The sequence below is a fragment of the Pseudomonas sp. JH-2 genome (genome assembly GCF_036231725.1).
Classification (GTDB): Bacteria; Pseudomonadota; Gammaproteobacteria; order Pseudomonadales; family Pseudomonadaceae; genus Pseudomonas; species Pseudomonas delhiensis.
The window spans coordinates 35,388-49,090 of the sequence record NZ_JAZAQP010000010.1; the positions used below are offsets into that span (position 1 = coordinate 35,388).

The following is a 13,703-nucleotide window of genomic DNA, read 5'->3' on the forward strand; positions in this document are numbered from 1 at the left end:
TCTTTTACTGTAGGAGCGCGCCCTGCGCGCGAATCGCGGGCAGGGCCCGCTCCTACAGGGGAATGGCGCGGGTGGGGTTGCGTAGGAGCGGATCTCATCCGCGAATCGCGCCGGGACGTCCGGCTATCGCGGACAAGGTCCGCTCCTACAAAGAGCCCGCAATCGCTCCTACGACCGCGATCCGGCCGCCAGGCCGGTTAACCGCGCATCATTTCCTTGAGGATCTTCTCCTGCTCGCGGAACGCCTGCTGGCGCGCGTCCAGCTTGGCCGCCAGGGTGAAGTTGCCGCCGGCGCGGCGCTTGGCGAAGTCCAGCTGCTCGATGGCCGAGGGGTAGTCGCCGGTCAGCGCCAGGTACTCGGCGCGGGCCTGGTGCACGCCGATGGCGTTGCCGTCGATGGTGCGGGCGTCGGCCAGGCGGCTCCAGACGTCCGGGTCCAGTGGGCGGTCCTGGCTCAGCTTGAGCAGGATCTTCTCGGCGTCGGCGGCCTTGTTCTGCTTGATCAGGATGTCGGCCTGGGCCTGGATCAGCGGGTAGTTGCCGGGGTACTGGCCGAGCAGGCGCTGCACCCGGGCGAGGGCGTCGCCGAGCTTGTTCGAGGTGATGTCCAGGTCGACCTGGGCCAGGTTGTAGGGCACGTCGTTGGGGGCCTTGGCCAGCAGTTGCTGGAGGGTGGCGCGGGCATCGTTGAGCTGGCCGACGCGGATCTGCGACAGCGCCAGGCCGTAGCGCGCGGCGTCGAGCTTGGGGTTGTCGTCGAGCATGGCGCGGAAGCGCTTGCCGGCGATGCCCGGGGTTTCCTCGAAGAGCAGCTGCACGCGGGCGCGCATCTGCTGGTAGCGCAGCGAGTCTTCCTTGCCGCCTTGCGGGTACTGCTCGGCGCGGTTGCGGGTGTCGGCGATACGCGAGTCGGTCACCGGGTGGGTGAGGAGGAATTCCGGCGGCCGGGCGTCGTAGCGGTACTGCCGCGCCAGGCGCTCGAACATGGTCGGCATGGAGCGCGGGTCGTAGCCGGCGCGGACCATGTTGGTCACCCCGACGCGGTCGGCTTCCTGTTCGTTCTGCCGGGAGAAGCGCAGCTGGTTCTGGATCGCCGCCGCCTGGGTCGAGGCGATGGCGGCGATGCCGGCGTCCCCGGCGCCCGCCGCGGCGGCCACGATGCCGGCGAGCATCGCCGCCATCACCGGCAGTTGCATCTGCTTCTGCGCTTCCAGGCCACGGGCGAAGTGGCGCTGGATCAGGTGGCCGAGTTCGTGGGCCAGCACCGCGGCGTACTCGCCTTCGGTCTGGGCGTAGAGGAACAGGCCACCGTTGACGCCGATGACGCCGCCGGGGGCGGCGAAGGCGTTGATCTGCGGGTCCTTGATCAGGATGAAGGCCAGGCGGTGGTCCTGCAGGTCGCTGGTTTCCGCCAGGCGGTAGACGCTGCTTTCGACGAAGTCCTTGAGCTGGGTGTCGTTGATCGAGTCGACCTGGTTGCGCAGCATGCTCAGCCAGGCGCGGCCGAGCTGGAACTCCTGCTCCGGCGAGACGATGGACGAGCTGGCGTCGCCCAGGGCGGGCAGGTCGTCGGCCAGGGTGGGCATGGCCAGCAGGCAGGCAAGCGACAGCAGGGCGGGGCGCAGTACTTTCATGTACAAGGGCTCGATCCGGGAAAGCCTCTACTTTAGCCGCAGGCCGTCGCCACTGCCTAGGTTGGCGGACGCTGGCCGCGTGGCCGGGCACGGGCCCGATGGTTCGTTGTAGCCCGCGCGCATGAAGGTTTGCTTAAAGCCGCGGGCCGGGCAGTTTTCCAACGGATTCGGTATTCTTGAGCGCCCACTGCGGAGTGTTCGCCATGCCTTCTGTCTCGTCCGCTGAAATCTCTTGTGACGCGGAACTGGACGCCAGCGGTCTCAATTGTCCCTTGCCCCTGCTCAAGGCCAAGCTGGAACTCAACCGCCTGGCCAGTGGCCAGGTGCTCAAGGTGACGGCCACCGACGCCGGCTCGCAGCGCGATTTCCGCGCCTTCGCCCAGTTGGCCGGGCACCAGTTGCTGCGCGAAGAGGTCGAAGACGGCCTGTACCGCTACTGGTTGCGCAAGAAATAGCCCGCCCCGGGGCGCCCGGGACGGCGCCCTCATCGATCGCAGGAACCCCGATGCTCAAAGTTCTGCAAGGCTGGATGCAGCGCTACTTTTCCGACGAGGAAGCAGTGGTGCTGGCGGTCATCCTGGCCCTTGGCTTCACCGTCATCCTGGCCTTCGGCAGCATGCTCGCGCCGGTGCTCGCGGCCATGGTCATCGCCTTCCTGATCAAGGGCCTGCAGGGCCACCTGGAACGCCTGCGGGTGCCGCGGCTGTTCGCCCTGTGGCTGGTCTACGCGCTGTTCCTGGGCATGCTCGCGCTGTTCCTGCTGGTGCTGGTGCCGCTGGTCTGGAAGCAGCTGTTCACCCTGTTCAACGAGCTGCCGCGGATGTTCGGCGAATGGCAGTCGGTGCTGCTGATGCTGCCCGAGCGCTACCCGGCGATGGTCACCGAGGAGCAGGTGCTGCGCCTGATCGAGACCGCGCGCAGCGAGCTGGGCCAGCTCGGCCAGTGGGCGCTGACCTTCTCCCTGTCGGGCCTGCCGGTGGTGGTCAACGTGATGATCTACCTGGTGCTGGTGCCGATCCTGGTGTTCTTCTTCCTCAAGGACCGCCGGCGCTTCTACAACTGGTTCCGCAGCTACCTGCCGCGCGAGCGCGGGCTGATGAAGCAGGTGTGGGCGGAGATGGACAAGCAGATCGCCAACTACATCCGCGGCAAGGTGATCGAGATCATCATCACCGGCGGCGTCACCTACGTGGCCTTCGTCGCCCTGGGCCTGAACTACGCGGCGCTGCTGGCCCTGCTGGTCGGCCTGTCGGTGGTGGTGCCCTACATAGGCGCGGTGGTGGTTACCGTGCCGGTGGCGCTGATCGCCCTGTTCCAGTGGGGCTGGAGCGACCAGTTCATCTACCTGATGGCCGCCCACGCGGTGATCCAGGCGCTGGACGGCAACGTGCTGGTGCCGCTGCTGTTCTCCGAGGCGGTGAACCTGCACCCGGTGGCGATCATCTGCGCGGTGCTGCTGTTCGGCGGCCTGTGGGGCTTCTGGGGGGTGTTCTTCGCCATCCCCCTGGCCACCCTGGTCAAGGCGGTGCTCGACGCCTGGCCGCGACAGGCGGAGCCGCAGCCCCAGGTCAGCCCGATGATGTGAACGAAAAAGGCCGCTCGAAACAGGCTGTGTGAAAACCTCAGGATCGGTCCCGCTGGTTAAAAAACAACCTGGATTTCGCGTTTCTACGCGGATTCTGGATTGGCTGAATAGCCAAGCCTCTTCAGATTTCACGTAGGAACGCTCTCTTCGAAGAGCCGCTCGGGTTTTCACACAGCCTGGAAAGCGGCCTTTTTCATGGGCGGCGGGATCAGGCCTTGGCCAGTTCCTGCGCGGCGCCGAGCACCTCGTCGACGTGGCCGGGCACCTTGACCCCGCGCCACTCGCGGCGCAGCACGCCCTTGGCGTCGATCAGGAAGGTGCTGCGGTCCACGCCCAGGTATTCCTTGCCGTAGAGCTTCTTCAGCTTGATCACGTCGAACAGCTGGCACAGCGCCTCGTCCTTGTCGCTGATCAGCTCGAAGGGGAAGCACTGCTTGGCCTTGAAGTTCTCGTGGGACTTCAGGCCGTCGCGGGACACGCCGAAGATCACCGTGTTGGCCTTGGCGAAGGCCTCGATCTTGTCGCGGAAGCCCTGGCCTTCGGTGGTGCAGCCCGGGGTGCTGTCCTTGGGGTAGAAGTACAGCACCACCTGCCGGCCCTTCAGGGCCGAGAGCTGCACCTGCTGGCCGCTGGTGGCCGGGGCCTGGAAATCGGCGACGGGTTTGTCGAGTTCGACAGCCATGGGGCTCTCCTTGGGAACAATGGGGCCTTAGGGGTGCTGCGGGCGCCAGGGCTCGATCAGCGCGTCCAGGTTCAGGGCGTCGGCGAAATCGAGGAACTGGTCGCGCAGCCAACTGATCTGGGTGCCGGCCGGCAGCGTCACGGTGATGGTGGCGTTGAGCATGCTGGTGTTGGTGTGCGGCGCCTGGTAGGTGTCGCAGGTGAGGTTCTCCAGCTCGATGTTGTGGTCGATGAAGAACTGGCACAGTTCGTTGAGGATGTCCGGGCGGTACACCGCGCTGACGTACGCCACGTAGGGCAGGGCCTGGGCGCGGGTGACGTGGGCGTTGCTGCGGGTGACGCTGAGGGTGAAGGCGTGGCGCTTGGCCAGCGCCGGCAGGCCGCCCTCGAGGCGGGCCAGGGCGTCCCAGCTGCCGGATACCTGGAGCACCAGCGCGCTGAACTCGCCATGGCGGGTCAGGCGGCTGCTGACGACCGAGCAGCGGTTGTCCACGCAGGTGCGGCAGAGCACGCTGGTCAGCTCCATGGGGTTGGGCCCCAGGGCACTGATCAGCAGGAATTGTTCACGGGGGTGTGAGGCGGACATGCAGCTTTCCTGGGATGGGCGGCCAAGAGGGCCGCGTCGACAAAGGGGAAAGGGTAGCGAAAAGCGGCCGCCAGGGGAATGTCCGGCGTGCGCCGCGCGCCGCGCTCAGCTTGTGAAAGGCAGGTGGCACCAGTACCATTACGGCTTTCTTTTTCCGGCAGGAGCGGTTGCATGATTGCGGGCAGTATGGTGGCGCTGGTCACCCCCTTCGATGCTCAGGGTCGACTGGACTGGGACAGCCTTGCCAAGCTGGTGGACTTCCACCTGCAGGAAGGCACCAACGCCATAGTCGCCGTCGGCACCACCGGTGAGTCGGCGACCCTCGACGTGGCCGAGCACCTCGAGGTCATCCGCCGCGTGGTCGACCAGGTCAAGGGCCGCATCCCGGTGATCGCCGGTACCGGCGCCAACTCCACCCGCGAGGCGGTCGAGCTGACCGAGGCGGCCAAGAGCGGCGGCGCCGACGCCTGCCTGCTGGTCACCCCGTACTACAACAAGCCGACCCAGGAAGGCCTGTACCAGCACTTCCGCCACATCGCCGAAGCCGTCGCCATCCCGCAGATCCTCTACAACGTGCCCGGCCGCACCGCCTGCGACATGCTGCCGGAGACCGTCGAGCGCCTGTCCAAGGTGCCGAACATCATCGGCATCAAGGAAGCCACCGGCGACCTGCAGCGCGGCAAGGAAGTGCTGGACCGCGTCGGCAAGGACTTCCTGGTCTACTCCGGCGACGACGCCACCGCCGTCGAGCTGATGCTGATGGGCGGCAAGGGCAACATCTCGGTGACCGCCAACGTCGCCCCGCGCGCCATGAGCGAGCTGTGCGCCGCCGCCATGCGCGGTGACGCCGCCGCCGCGCGCGCCATCAACGACCGCCTGATGCCGCTGCACAAGGCGCTGTTCATCGAATCCAACCCCATTCCGGTGAAATGGGCCCTGCACGAGATGGGCCTGATCCCCGAGGGCATCCGCCTGCCCCTGACCTGGCTCAGCCCCCGTTGCCACGAGCCGCTGCGTCAGGCCATGCGCCAGACCGGCGTGCTGGCCTGAGGAGCATCGCGCATGAAGCGACTGGCAGGACTGACCGCGCTCGCCCTGGTCATCGGCAACACTTCCGGCTGCGGCTGGCTGTGGGGCAAGGATGGCTATTTCCGTGACCGTGGCACCGACTACCTGGATTCCCGGCAGACCGGGCCGATGAAGGTGCCCGAAGGGCTGCAGAGCAAGCAGCTCGACCCGCTGCTGCCGATCCCGATGAACATCGCCGACAGCCACGAGAAGGCCGGCGAGTTCGAGGTGCCGCGCCCGGTACCCCTGGCCAACGCCGCCAGCTCCAGCGACTACAGCCTGCAGAAGAGCGGCGACTCGCGCTGGCTGATCGCCCAGCGCCCGCCGGCGGAAGTCTGGCCGGTGGCCCACCAGTTCTTCCAGGACAACGGCTTCTCCTTCGCCGACGAGCGCCCGCAGACCGGCGAGTTCTCCACCAACTGGCAGCCGCTGACGCAGCTCTCCGCGCCCCTGGCCCGCCGCCTGGGCAGCCGCGTCGCCGGCGTCGACCCGAGCAGCGAGGCACGCGTGCGCGTGCGCATCGAGCCGGGCGTGCAGACCAACACCAGCGAAGTCTACGTCCTCAGCGAAACCCGTCCGGCCGGCAGCAGCGCCAGCGCCGACTGGCCGAGCAAGCCGGCGGTGCCGGCGCTGGACGCCGCGCTGCTCGACGAAATGCTCGCCAACATGTCCACCAGCGCCGAGAAGGGCGGTTCGGTGTCGCTGCTGGCCGCGCATTCCACCTACGACACCCCCGGCAGCGTGAACCTGGAGAAGGACGGCAACGGCAACCCGATGCTGACCCTCGACTCCGACTTCGACCGCGCCTGGGTCAGCGTCGGCCGCGCCCTGGAACGCGCCGATATCCGCGTCGACGACCTCAACCGCAGCCTGGGCGTTTACTACGTGAACGTCGCCGAGGGCGCGAAGAAGCTCGAGGAAGCGAAGAAGCCCGGCTTCTTCAGCCGCCTGTTCGGCGCCAGCGAAGAGAAGGCCAAGGCCGAGGAAGACGCCAAGGCGCAGCGCTACCAGGTGCGCCTGACCACCGTGAGCAACACGGTGCAGGTCACCCTCGACAAGGACATCAACACTTCCGCGCCGGCCGACGTCGCGCAGAGCGTCCTGGAAAAACTTCAAGAGAGCATGCGCAATGCGTTTCGCGGTCCTGGGGAGCGGAAGCCGGGGCAATTCGGCCTTGGTGACCAGTTCTGACACCCGGGTACTGATCGATTGCGGCTTTCCGCTGCGTGAAACCCTGAAACGTCTGGCTCGCCTGGGTGTACAACCCGGCGAGCTGGACGCCATCCTGGTGACCCACGAGCATTCCGATCATGTCCACGGCGTCGAACTGCTGGCTCGGCATTACGGTACGCCCGTGTACCTCAGCGACGGCACCCTGCGCGGGCTGCGCAAGCCGCTGCAGCCGGCGGGCCTGCTCAAGGCCGGCCAGCGCCTGCAGCTCAAGGGCCTGGAAGTGACCGCGGTGGGCGTGGCCCACGATGCCCGCGAGCCGTTGCAATACGTGATTTCCGATGGCCGGCGGCGTTTCGGCCAGCTCACCGACCTGGGCAGCGTCACCGCCGAGGTACTGGAGTGCTATCGTGGCCTGGATGCCCTGGTGGTGGAGGCCAACCACGACAGCGACATGCTGGCGCGCGGCCCCTATCCCTACCCGCTGAAGGTCCGCGTGGGCGGCCAGTGGGGACACCTTAACAACCAGCAATCCGCGCAGTTCGTCGCGGAATTGGGCTGGGAAGGGCTGCAGCACCTGGTGCTGGCCCACCTCAGCGAAAAGAACAATACGCCGCAACTGGCCCGGCAATGTTTCGTCGACACCCTCGGGTGCGACCCGGACTGGCTGCAGGTAGCCGATCAGCATTCGGGGCTGGACTGGCGCGAGATCGCCTGACCCCCTTCCAACCTAGCAAGCGGAGCCCATCATGGAAAAACGCGAAGAACTCTATCGCGGCAAGGCCAAATCGGTTTACACCACCGACGACCCCGACCGCCTCGTCCTGCTGTTCCGCAACGACACCTCGGCGTTCGACGGCAAGCGCATCGAGCAGCTGGACCGCAAGGGCATGGTGAACAACAAGTTCAACGCCTTCATCATGCAGAAGCTGGAAGCAGCGGGCATCCCGACCCAGTTCGACAAGCTGCTGGCCGACAACGAAGTGCTGGTGAAGAAGCTGGCGATGATTCCGGTCGAGTGCGTGGTGCGCAACTACGCCGCCGGCAGCCTGGTGCGCCGCCTGGGCGTGGAAGAGGGCCTGCAGCTCAACCCGCCGACCTTCGAGCTGTTCCTGAAGAACGACGCCCTGGGCGACCCCTTCATCAACGAATCCCACGTCCAGGCCTTCGGCTGGGCGACCCTGGAACAGTTGGCGCAGATGAAAGCCTACTCCTTCAAGGTCAACGAAGTGCTGAGCAAGCTGTTCGACGACGCCGGCCTGCTGCTGGTGGACTTCAAGCTGGAATTCGGCGTGTTCCACGGCCAGATCGTCCTGGGCGACGAATTCAGCCCCGACGGCTGCCGCCTGTGGGACAAGGAAACCCGCAAGAAGATGGACAAGGACCGCTTCCGCCAGGGCCTGGGCGGCGTAATCGAGGCCTACGAGGAAGTGGCGCAGCGCCTGGGCGTACCGCTCTGACCCGTTCCAGGCGCGCAAGCATCTGATAGCACGCGAAAATTTCTCTAAAGAAGGCTTCGCGTTCGCCAATCAAGCTGGTATGATGCGCGCCGCACGGAGAGATGCCGGAGTGGTCGAACGGGACGGATTCGAAATCCGTTGAGTCAGCAATGGCTCCTAGGGTTCAAATCCCTATCTCTCCGCCATTACATATGGCCAAAGCCCCTGAAATGCTTAGCGTTTCAGGGGCTTTGTCTTTTCCGGGATCCGTTTAGGACAGTTTTAGGACGGGCTCGTGTCCCAAATCCCTCCTGATCCCTCCATACCGAGTTTCGGAATCCCATTGCCAGAGAAACCAGGCGGCCTATGACATGATCGCCAGGCCTGGCTGTGGTTGCTATTCGGTCTGAATTCAGACTACGCTGCCACTTCATCCCGGCCAGCTTCATTGGGAAGATCGTTTTCCCATGCTCGCCAGGCATCATTTGCGCTGCACAGTCCGAATATCTCGGCGCTCTCTGTGAGGAGGCCTGCCCATGCGGGTCGAGACAATCAGCTATTTGAAGCGACACGCTGCGGACCTGGAGCTTGACGAGCCCATGGTCGTTACACAGAACGGCGTGCCCACCCTGGTGGTGGAGTCCTACGCGGAGCACAAGCGTCGCGACCAGGCGATTGCCTTGGTCAAGCTGCTTGCCATGGGCTCGCGTGAGTACACCGAAGGCAAGCATTGCTCCGTTGATGAGCTGAAGGCCCGCCTGGCCAAAAGGCGCGCACAGCAGTAAGCGCCAATGACGGGACTCGATGTTCGCTTCACCGAGACCGCAGCCTTCAGTCTCCAAGACCAGGAAGACCACCTGGCGGAGCACCATGCCGCCGAAACCGCTGCGGCCAAGATCGATGCATTGATCGACACCATCCTGACGAAGCTGCAGGTCGCTCCCGTGGGTTATCCGGTCAGCCGCCAGGCGAGCGACTTCGGGATTACTCGTTACCGAGAGCTCAACCACGACGGATACCGCGTGTTCTACGAGGTGTTCGAACGCGACAAGGCTATTGCCGTCGAGCTGGTTCTACGGCAGAAGCAGGATGTCGAAGCCGCGCTTATCCGCTACTGCCTGATCGGGATCTGACCTTCGACCCCTGTCGAAAGCAAATCGTGTTTGAGGCTATCTGTATTCATGTGCCGCCCTGGCTGAAACATCGCCAGTCAATCGGGTAGCTGAATCTTCAAGCCGCGGGCCGACTGTATGGCCACGTAATAAGCGTCCTTCAGGGCCCTGGCTAGTTCTGGATCGTTTTCTTCGAATTCCTTCGATGCAATGGCACCGATGCTGAGTTGGGGAAGTTTGGATTTGTCCTGTTCCCGCCCTTCGAATACGGCTTTTACATAATCGAGTTGGTCAAGCAACGTTCCATGCATTGGGTTGCGCGGGCAGGCCTTGTTCCGCTCCGCTGTGAGATCGATCGCCCTCTGCACATAGGCGAGGGGGGTTGTGGGTTTCATGGGGTTCCCGGTGCTATCAGTGGATGGAAGGGGCAATTGATTCAGATGTCACGCGATTGCGAATCCGCATCGGACCTCAGTGCCTTGAGCTTTCGCTGCAACCGGATGTTCTGGCAGCCCAGGGCTATGATGAGTGCAGCCGAAAAGAGAGACCAGGCGTTCTGCCCGAGGTAATGGAAGAATGCCCAGGCGAGCCCGGCCGCCAGCAGGCTCGCAAGAATCAGCAGGATACGGTCCTTCACACGTAGGCCCTCCATGTCATGGCTCGTCATGCGCCTGGCGGCATGGTTCGATCATACAGGCCGGGGTTGTTCCTGATACCGGGTGCACTTCGAAACTGTACAACCCCTCGACTCATGGGCATTTTTCTCTTCAGCGTAATGGACCGGTATGCAGGCGCCTTCCTGTTGATTTGTAGGAAAGGCATGGCTTCGATCCGTATGCAGAACAGCTGAGCCCTGAGGCGCGTTCCGCACACTCAGGACTCCTGCTCTTGCTGGACTGCTTCCCGCGCAACCCTCAGTCCTGCACCTTCCACGCCCCCGAAGCCGCCGCCGCGCGGAACTTGGCGCGGTTGGCCGGGGTGTCGGCGGGTTCCGATTCGCCGAAGATCGCTTTCATCCAGTGGCCGTCGGTGGGGTTGGGGAAGAGGATGAATCTGTCGCCGAACTGGGCGCGGTCCTCGTCCAGCAGGGCGGCGCGCTGGCTGGCGTCGTCGACGTAGTAGCGGCGTTTGAAGTCGTTGAGGTTGTCGCCCAGCATCAGCAGCACGTCGTAGCGTTCGGCGATGGCTTTCTGCGCGGGTTCCTTGTTGGAGCTTTCACGCAGGATGGTGACGTGTTCCTTGTCGGCGAAGGGCACCTGCAGGGGGCGCAGGTTGTTCAGGGCGTATTCGTCGGTCCTGTCGCCCTGGTCGCGGCTGGAGACGTAGAAGATTTCCACGCCCCGGGACTTCGCATAATCGAGGAAGTCCAGCGCGCCGGGCGTCAGGGTGGGGCCGTTGGCGGCTACCCAGCGGTCCCAGAGGGCGTCGTCGAAGAAGTCCTTGCCCTGGCTGAGCAGGGCACCCCAGTAGCTGTTGCTGCTGAGGATGGTGTCGTCGAGGTCGCTGATGATCGCCGGCGGCCTGGCGCCGGGCTTGCGTTCGGCCAGCGCCTGGTCCAGGCGCAGCTTGGCCAGGTTGAAGCCCTGGTAGTACAGGGCGCGGTACTCGGCGGCCGTCTGCCGCCAGGCGACGGCGGCGGTCAGCAGGTTGGGCGAGGCGGTGCCGGTGTTCGCCGTGTCGGCCAGCGCCAACTGGAAGGGCGCGGCGAGCAAGAGCATGGCTGCGGCGATTGTCGTTCTTGGATTGGGCATGGTGACGTTCCTTGTGGCTCCGCGCCGTGGCGGCGGGACTGGGGTTCTCATACCCCAGGCGGGGGCGGGCCTCAATCGGGGCGACGCATATCCGTAAGGAGTTGGCGTGGTTGCGGAAGGAATTCGGGCGATGCCCGCATCCCCGATGCGCCATGGGATTGGCGTTGCCGCCTGGGGATGGCGCCGGGCAGAAATAATGTCAAATTGCCGCCAATGCACGTAGGCGCTTTCCCGCCGATCTGCTAGCGTGCATCTACCAGATGCCTGGATCAGGATGATGTATGGGTGCTGTGGTCGGTAAGGGGTTGTCTTTCGCCAGGCGCATCTATCTGCCGCGCATGATCGGCCTGGGCATCGGCTTCTTCTGCGTGGCGGCGGCGCTGGCGCCGTTGCAGCGGCCGAGCTGGGCCTGGGGGCTGCTGGTGGCCAACGGTTTCCTCTGGCCGCACCTGGCCTACCAACTGGCGCGCCTGTCGCGGGCGCCGTACCAGGCGGAGCGGCGCAACCTCCTGCTGGATTCGCTGTTCGGCGGCTTCTGGGCCGGGGCCATGCAGCTCAACCCGCTGCCGAGCGTGACCATCCTGTCGATGATGGCGATGGACAACATCGCCGCCGGCGGCCTGCGTTTCTTCCTGATGGGGTGCGTGGCGCAGCTGCTGGGCGTGCTGCTGGCCTGGCTGTGCTTCGGCATCGCCTTCAGCGCCGTGGCCACGCCGCTGCAGGTGTACGCCTGCCTGCCGATGCTGGTGGTCTACCCGCTGGCGGTGGGCGGCGTGAGCTACAGCCTGGCCAGGCGCCTGTCCGAGCACAAGCAGGCGTTGCGCGCGGTCAGCCGCACCGACAGCCTCACCGGGCTGCTCAACCATGGTTCCTGGATGGACCAGCTGGAGAGCGAATTCCAGAAATGCCGCCAGCAGCACACCCGGACCAGCGTGGCGCTGATCGACATCGACCACTTCAAGGGCATCAACGACCGCTTCGGTCACGTGCTGGGCGACATGGTCATCACCGAGCTCAGCCACCTGCTCACCCATTCGCTGCGCGACACCGACACCCCGGGGCGCTATGGCGGCGACGAGTTCTGCGTGATCCTGCCCGGCACCACCCAGGTGCTGGCGGTGGAGATCATGGAGCGCCTGCGCCAGGGCTTCGCCGAGAAGCACTACCAGCTGGCGGCGGACCTGTCCGTCGGCCTGAGCATCGGCGTGGCGTCCTACAGCCCTTACCAGGTGGATGCCAGCGCCTGGCTGGGCGAGGCGGACAAGGCGCTGTACCGGGCCAAGCACCAGGGCCGCAACCAGGTGGTGGGCGCCGAGCCTCAGCCGCAGTAGCCGTCCATCTTCAGCCGGTTCTTCTCGCTGGGGTCGGCCTGGTACTGCTGGCGCCAGAACTGGCAGGGCGCGCTGTTGAAGCGCCGCTCACGCTCGCTCTGCTCGACCTGCCGGCCTTGCTCGGCCTGGGCCTTGCGCTGGTTCTCCAGGTACTGCTGGAACATCGCCGCATTGGCATCCTGGCCGGGCGCCGGGGTGGTGGCCGGCGCCGGCGACAGGCGCGCCGGCAACGGCAGGGGCGCGCCGTGCCACAAGCGCAGGAGCAGCACGCAGCTCAGGGCCACGGCGACGAAGCCCAGCCAGATGCCGGCGGCGATGCCGAGGGCGAGTTTCCAGAAGCTGGGGCTGGGCGAGGACATGGCGGCTCCATTGCGCGGGAATGCAATGGATAACCCAATTCCCGCGCCGGAGAAAGCCTCGGCCGCGCCTGCACCTCAGCCCTGCGGCTGCTCGAAGGCTTCCAGGGCGCGCAGCGAGTAGACGTAGGCGGCGCCGGCGTTCATGGCGATCGCCGTGGCCAGCGCCTGGGCGACTTCGGCCTCGCTGGCGCCGGCCTTGCGCGCGGCCTCGGCATGCACGCCGATGCAGCCGTCGCAGCGGGTGGTGATGGCCACCGCCAGGGAGATCAGTTCGCGGGTCTTGGCGTCCAGGGCGTCGCCGTCCGCCGCGGCGGCATCCAGCGCCTGGTAGGCGGCGATCATCTTCGGATGCTTCTTGCCCAATGCGCCGAAGGCCTTCTTCACCGCGGGAACGTATTCGGACCAGTTGAACAGCATGGCGGCATCTCCTTTTCGGGTTGACGGCCATGCAGCTTAGTCCGGGTTGCGCCGGTCTGCGGGCGGGCCCGCTCAGAACGCCTCGACGATCTCGTAGGCCTGGCGCGCCGAGCCCTGGCCGACCTCGACCTCGTCGCCGGGGTGGCGGCCGAGCAGGGCGCCGCCCAGCGGCGAGCGCGGGGTGATGACCAGGACCTCGTGGCCGTCCAGGGCGATCTTCAGGCCGGCGGCGTCCGGGCCGAGGAACAGCCAGCGGCGGCGGTCGTCGCGGTCGGCCAGCTCGACCAGGGCGCTGGTCTGGATGCCCAGCTCGGCGTCGAAGTCGCGCAGCACCAGGCCCTGGAACGAGGCGAGCGCCTGGCGGATCTCCTCTACCCGGCGTGATTGCCCGGCGGCCAGGTAGGCCGCTTCCAGGCCGAGGGTGTCGTACTTGTTCTCGGCGACGTTTTCCTCGTGGGTGGCGGCCTCGTGGGCGGTGCGCGCGGCGCGGACGGCGACTTCGAGGTCGGCGTCGAGGCGCTGGAGGATCAACTGGTGGGCGCGTTGCTTGTCCATGGTGACGGCTGTCTG

The 13,703-nt window shown here is 65.8% G+C and carries 18 protein-coding genes and 1 tRNA gene; 10 read left to right on the plus strand and 9 right to left on the minus strand.

Annotated elements, in window-relative coordinates:
* Window positions 1-197: 197 nt before the first annotated feature.
* Window positions 198-1,634 carry a M48 family metalloprotease gene (locus tag VV867_RS09530; RefSeq protein ID WP_109936544.1) on the minus strand — a complete coding sequence of 479 codons (1,437 nt, stop codon included), beginning with the start codon at window positions 1,632-1,634 and terminating at the stop codon, window positions 198-200.
* Between the two features lie 203 nt (window positions 1,635-1,837).
* Here VV867_RS09530 and VV867_RS09535 point away from each other — a divergent pair, with 203 nt between their 5' ends.
* Together VV867_RS09535 and VV867_RS09540 are read left to right on the plus strand one after the other, a co-directional pair.
* The gene (locus tag VV867_RS09535; protein ID WP_089393123.1) at window positions 1,838-2,089 is read left to right on the plus strand and encodes a sulfurtransferase TusA family protein; all 252 of its coding nucleotides are present in this window, start codon (window positions 1,838-1,840) and stop codon (window positions 2,087-2,089) included.
* 50 nt (window positions 2,090-2,139) lie between these two features.
* Window positions 2,140-3,219: an AI-2E family transporter gene (locus VV867_RS09540; protein ID WP_328566230.1), complete on the plus strand. Its 1,080-nt coding sequence runs from the start codon at window positions 2,140-2,142 to the stop codon at window positions 3,217-3,219.
* 208 nt (window positions 3,220-3,427) lie between these two features.
* Here VV867_RS09540 and VV867_RS09545 read toward each other — a convergent pair whose 3' ends face one another.
* Together VV867_RS09545 and VV867_RS09550 are read right to left on the minus strand one after the other, a co-directional pair.
* A complete protein-coding gene (locus VV867_RS09545) occupies window positions 3,428-3,901 on the minus strand; it encodes a peroxiredoxin (RefSeq protein ID WP_089393121.1) in 474 nt (157 codons plus the stop codon).
* 27 nt (window positions 3,902-3,928) lie between these two features.
* On the minus strand, window positions 3,929-4,486 hold the full coding sequence (locus VV867_RS09550; protein ID WP_058072912.1) for a glycine cleavage system protein R: 558 nt from the start codon (window positions 4,484-4,486) through the stop codon (window positions 3,929-3,931).
* A gap of 171 nt (window positions 4,487-4,657) precedes the next feature.
* On the opposite strand from VV867_RS09550, the gene dapA reads away from it, so the two are divergent.
* From dapA to VV867_RS09585, 7 genes are all read left to right on the plus strand, one after another.
* Window positions 4,658-5,536 (plus strand): 4-hydroxy-tetrahydrodipicolinate synthase, encoded by an 879-nt coding sequence (gene dapA / locus VV867_RS09555; protein ID WP_089393120.1) that lies wholly within the window; start codon window positions 4,658-4,660, stop codon window positions 5,534-5,536.
* Between the two features lie 12 nt (window positions 5,537-5,548).
* Window positions 5,549-6,745 carry an outer membrane protein assembly factor BamC gene (gene bamC / locus VV867_RS09560; protein ID WP_089393119.1) on the plus strand — a complete coding sequence of 399 codons (1,197 nt, stop codon included), beginning with the start codon at window positions 5,549-5,551 and terminating at the stop codon, window positions 6,743-6,745.
* Window positions 6,684-7,442, plus strand: a complete 759-nt coding sequence (locus VV867_RS09565) for an MBL fold metallo-hydrolase (RefSeq protein ID WP_089393118.1) — start codon at window positions 6,684-6,686, stop codon at window positions 7,440-7,442. Before bamC ends, VV867_RS09565 begins: the two co-directional genes overlap by 62 nt.
* A gap of 31 nt (window positions 7,443-7,473) precedes the next feature.
* Window positions 7,474-8,184, plus strand: a complete 711-nt coding sequence (gene purC / locus VV867_RS09570; protein ID WP_009620599.1) for a phosphoribosylaminoimidazolesuccinocarboxamide synthase — start codon at window positions 7,474-7,476, stop codon at window positions 8,182-8,184.
* Between the two features lie 95 nt (window positions 8,185-8,279).
* Window positions 8,280-8,369 (plus strand) — tRNA-Ser (locus VV867_RS09575).
* A gap of 330 nt (window positions 8,370-8,699) precedes the next feature.
* Window positions 8,700-8,948: a type II toxin-antitoxin system Phd/YefM family antitoxin gene (locus tag VV867_RS09580; RefSeq protein WP_275629125.1), complete on the plus strand. Its 249-nt coding sequence runs from the start codon at window positions 8,700-8,702 to the stop codon at window positions 8,946-8,948.
* A 6-nt stretch (window positions 8,949-8,954) separates the two neighbouring features.
* Window positions 8,955-9,296 carry a type II toxin-antitoxin system RelE/ParE family toxin gene (locus VV867_RS09585; RefSeq protein WP_328566231.1) on the plus strand — a complete coding sequence of 114 codons (342 nt, stop codon included), beginning with the start codon at window positions 8,955-8,957 and terminating at the stop codon, window positions 9,294-9,296.
* 77 nt (window positions 9,297-9,373) lie between these two features.
* Here VV867_RS09585 and VV867_RS09590 read toward each other — a convergent pair whose 3' ends face one another.
* The 3 genes from VV867_RS09590 to VV867_RS09600 all read right to left on the minus strand — a co-directional run bounded on the left by VV867_RS09590 (window position 9,374) and on the right by VV867_RS09600 (window position 11,026).
* Window positions 9,374-9,670 carry an immunity protein Tsi6 family protein gene (locus VV867_RS09590; protein WP_275629126.1) on the minus strand — a complete coding sequence of 99 codons (297 nt, stop codon included), beginning with the start codon at window positions 9,668-9,670 and terminating at the stop codon, window positions 9,374-9,376.
* Window positions 9,671-9,711: 41 nt separating this feature from the next.
* Complete coding sequence (locus VV867_RS09595; protein ID WP_139210215.1) at window positions 9,712-9,912, minus strand: hypothetical protein; 201 nt, start codon at window positions 9,910-9,912, stop codon at window positions 9,712-9,714.
* Window positions 9,913-10,189: 277 nt separating this feature from the next.
* Window positions 10,190-11,026 carry a 5'-nucleotidase, lipoprotein e(P4) family gene (locus VV867_RS09600; protein ID WP_328566232.1) on the minus strand — a complete coding sequence of 279 codons (837 nt, stop codon included), beginning with the start codon at window positions 11,024-11,026 and terminating at the stop codon, window positions 10,190-10,192.
* Window positions 11,027-11,307: 281 nt separating this feature from the next.
* Here VV867_RS09600 and VV867_RS09605 point away from each other — a divergent pair, with 281 nt between their 5' ends.
* Window positions 11,308-12,357, plus strand: a complete 1,050-nt coding sequence (locus VV867_RS09605; protein WP_328566233.1) for a diguanylate cyclase — start codon at window positions 11,308-11,310, stop codon at window positions 12,355-12,357.
* Here the strand turns inward: VV867_RS09605 and VV867_RS09610 are convergent.
* The 3 genes from VV867_RS09610 to VV867_RS09620 form a co-directional block, all read right to left on the minus strand.
* Window positions 12,345-12,716 carry a hypothetical protein gene (locus VV867_RS09610; RefSeq protein WP_328566234.1) on the minus strand — a complete coding sequence of 124 codons (372 nt, stop codon included), beginning with the start codon at window positions 12,714-12,716 and terminating at the stop codon, window positions 12,345-12,347. The two genes, VV867_RS09605 and VV867_RS09610, sit on opposite strands and share 13 nt — an antisense overlap.
* A gap of 75 nt (window positions 12,717-12,791) precedes the next feature.
* Complete coding sequence (locus VV867_RS09615; protein WP_089393110.1) at window positions 12,792-13,133, minus strand: carboxymuconolactone decarboxylase family protein; 342 nt, start codon at window positions 13,131-13,133, stop codon at window positions 12,792-12,794.
* Between the two features lie 72 nt (window positions 13,134-13,205).
* Window positions 13,206-13,688 (minus strand): GreA/GreB family elongation factor, encoded by a 483-nt coding sequence (locus tag VV867_RS09620; protein ID WP_109936595.1) that lies wholly within the window; start codon window positions 13,686-13,688, stop codon window positions 13,206-13,208.
* Window positions 13,689-13,703 lie beyond the last annotated feature (15 nt).

Bases quoted from the DNA above. Each gene is read 5' to 3' on its own strand.
- VV867_RS09530 (WP_109936544.1), bottom strand. From the start codon at position 1,634: ATGAAAGTACTGCGCCCCGCCCTGCTGTCGCTTGCCTGCCTGCTGGCC.
- VV867_RS09535 (WP_089393123.1), top strand. From the start codon at position 1,838: ATGCCTTCTGTCTCGTCCGCTGAAATCTCTTGTGACGCGGAACTGGAC.
- VV867_RS09540 (WP_328566230.1), top strand. From the start codon at position 2,140: ATGCTCAAAGTTCTGCAAGGCTGGATGCAGCGCTACTTTTCCGACGAG.
- VV867_RS09545 (WP_089393121.1), bottom strand. From the start codon at position 3,901: ATGGCTGTCGAACTCGACAAACCCGTCGCCGATTTCCAGGCCCCGGCC.
- VV867_RS09550 (WP_058072912.1), bottom strand. From the start codon at position 4,486: ATGTCCGCCTCACACCCCCGTGAACAATTCCTGCTGATCAGTGCCCTG.
- dapA (WP_089393120.1), top strand. From the start codon at position 4,658: ATGATTGCGGGCAGTATGGTGGCGCTGGTCACCCCCTTCGATGCTCAG.
- bamC (WP_089393119.1), top strand. From the start codon at position 5,549: ATGAAGCGACTGGCAGGACTGACCGCGCTCGCCCTGGTCATCGGCAAC.
- VV867_RS09565 (WP_089393118.1), top strand. From the start codon at position 6,684: ATGCGTTTCGCGGTCCTGGGGAGCGGAAGCCGGGGCAATTCGGCCTTG.
- purC (WP_009620599.1), top strand. From the start codon at position 7,474: ATGGAAAAACGCGAAGAACTCTATCGCGGCAAGGCCAAATCGGTTTAC.
- VV867_RS09580 (WP_275629125.1), top strand. From the start codon at position 8,700: ATGCGGGTCGAGACAATCAGCTATTTGAAGCGACACGCTGCGGACCTG.
- VV867_RS09585 (WP_328566231.1), top strand. From the start codon at position 8,955: ATGACGGGACTCGATGTTCGCTTCACCGAGACCGCAGCCTTCAGTCTC.
- VV867_RS09590 (WP_275629126.1), bottom strand. From the start codon at position 9,670: ATGAAACCCACAACCCCCCTCGCCTATGTGCAGAGGGCGATCGATCTC.
- VV867_RS09600 (WP_328566232.1), bottom strand. From the start codon at position 11,026: ATGCCCAATCCAAGAACGACAATCGCCGCAGCCATGCTCTTGCTCGCC.
- VV867_RS09605 (WP_328566233.1), top strand. From the start codon at position 11,308: ATGGGTGCTGTGGTCGGTAAGGGGTTGTCTTTCGCCAGGCGCATCTAT.
- VV867_RS09610 (WP_328566234.1), bottom strand. From the start codon at position 12,716: ATGTCCTCGCCCAGCCCCAGCTTCTGGAAACTCGCCCTCGGCATCGCC.
- VV867_RS09615 (WP_089393110.1), bottom strand. From the start codon at position 13,133: ATGCTGTTCAACTGGTCCGAATACGTTCCCGCGGTGAAGAAGGCCTTC.
- VV867_RS09620 (WP_109936595.1), bottom strand. From the start codon at position 13,688: ATGGACAAGCAACGCGCCCACCAGTTGATCCTCCAGCGCCTCGACGCC.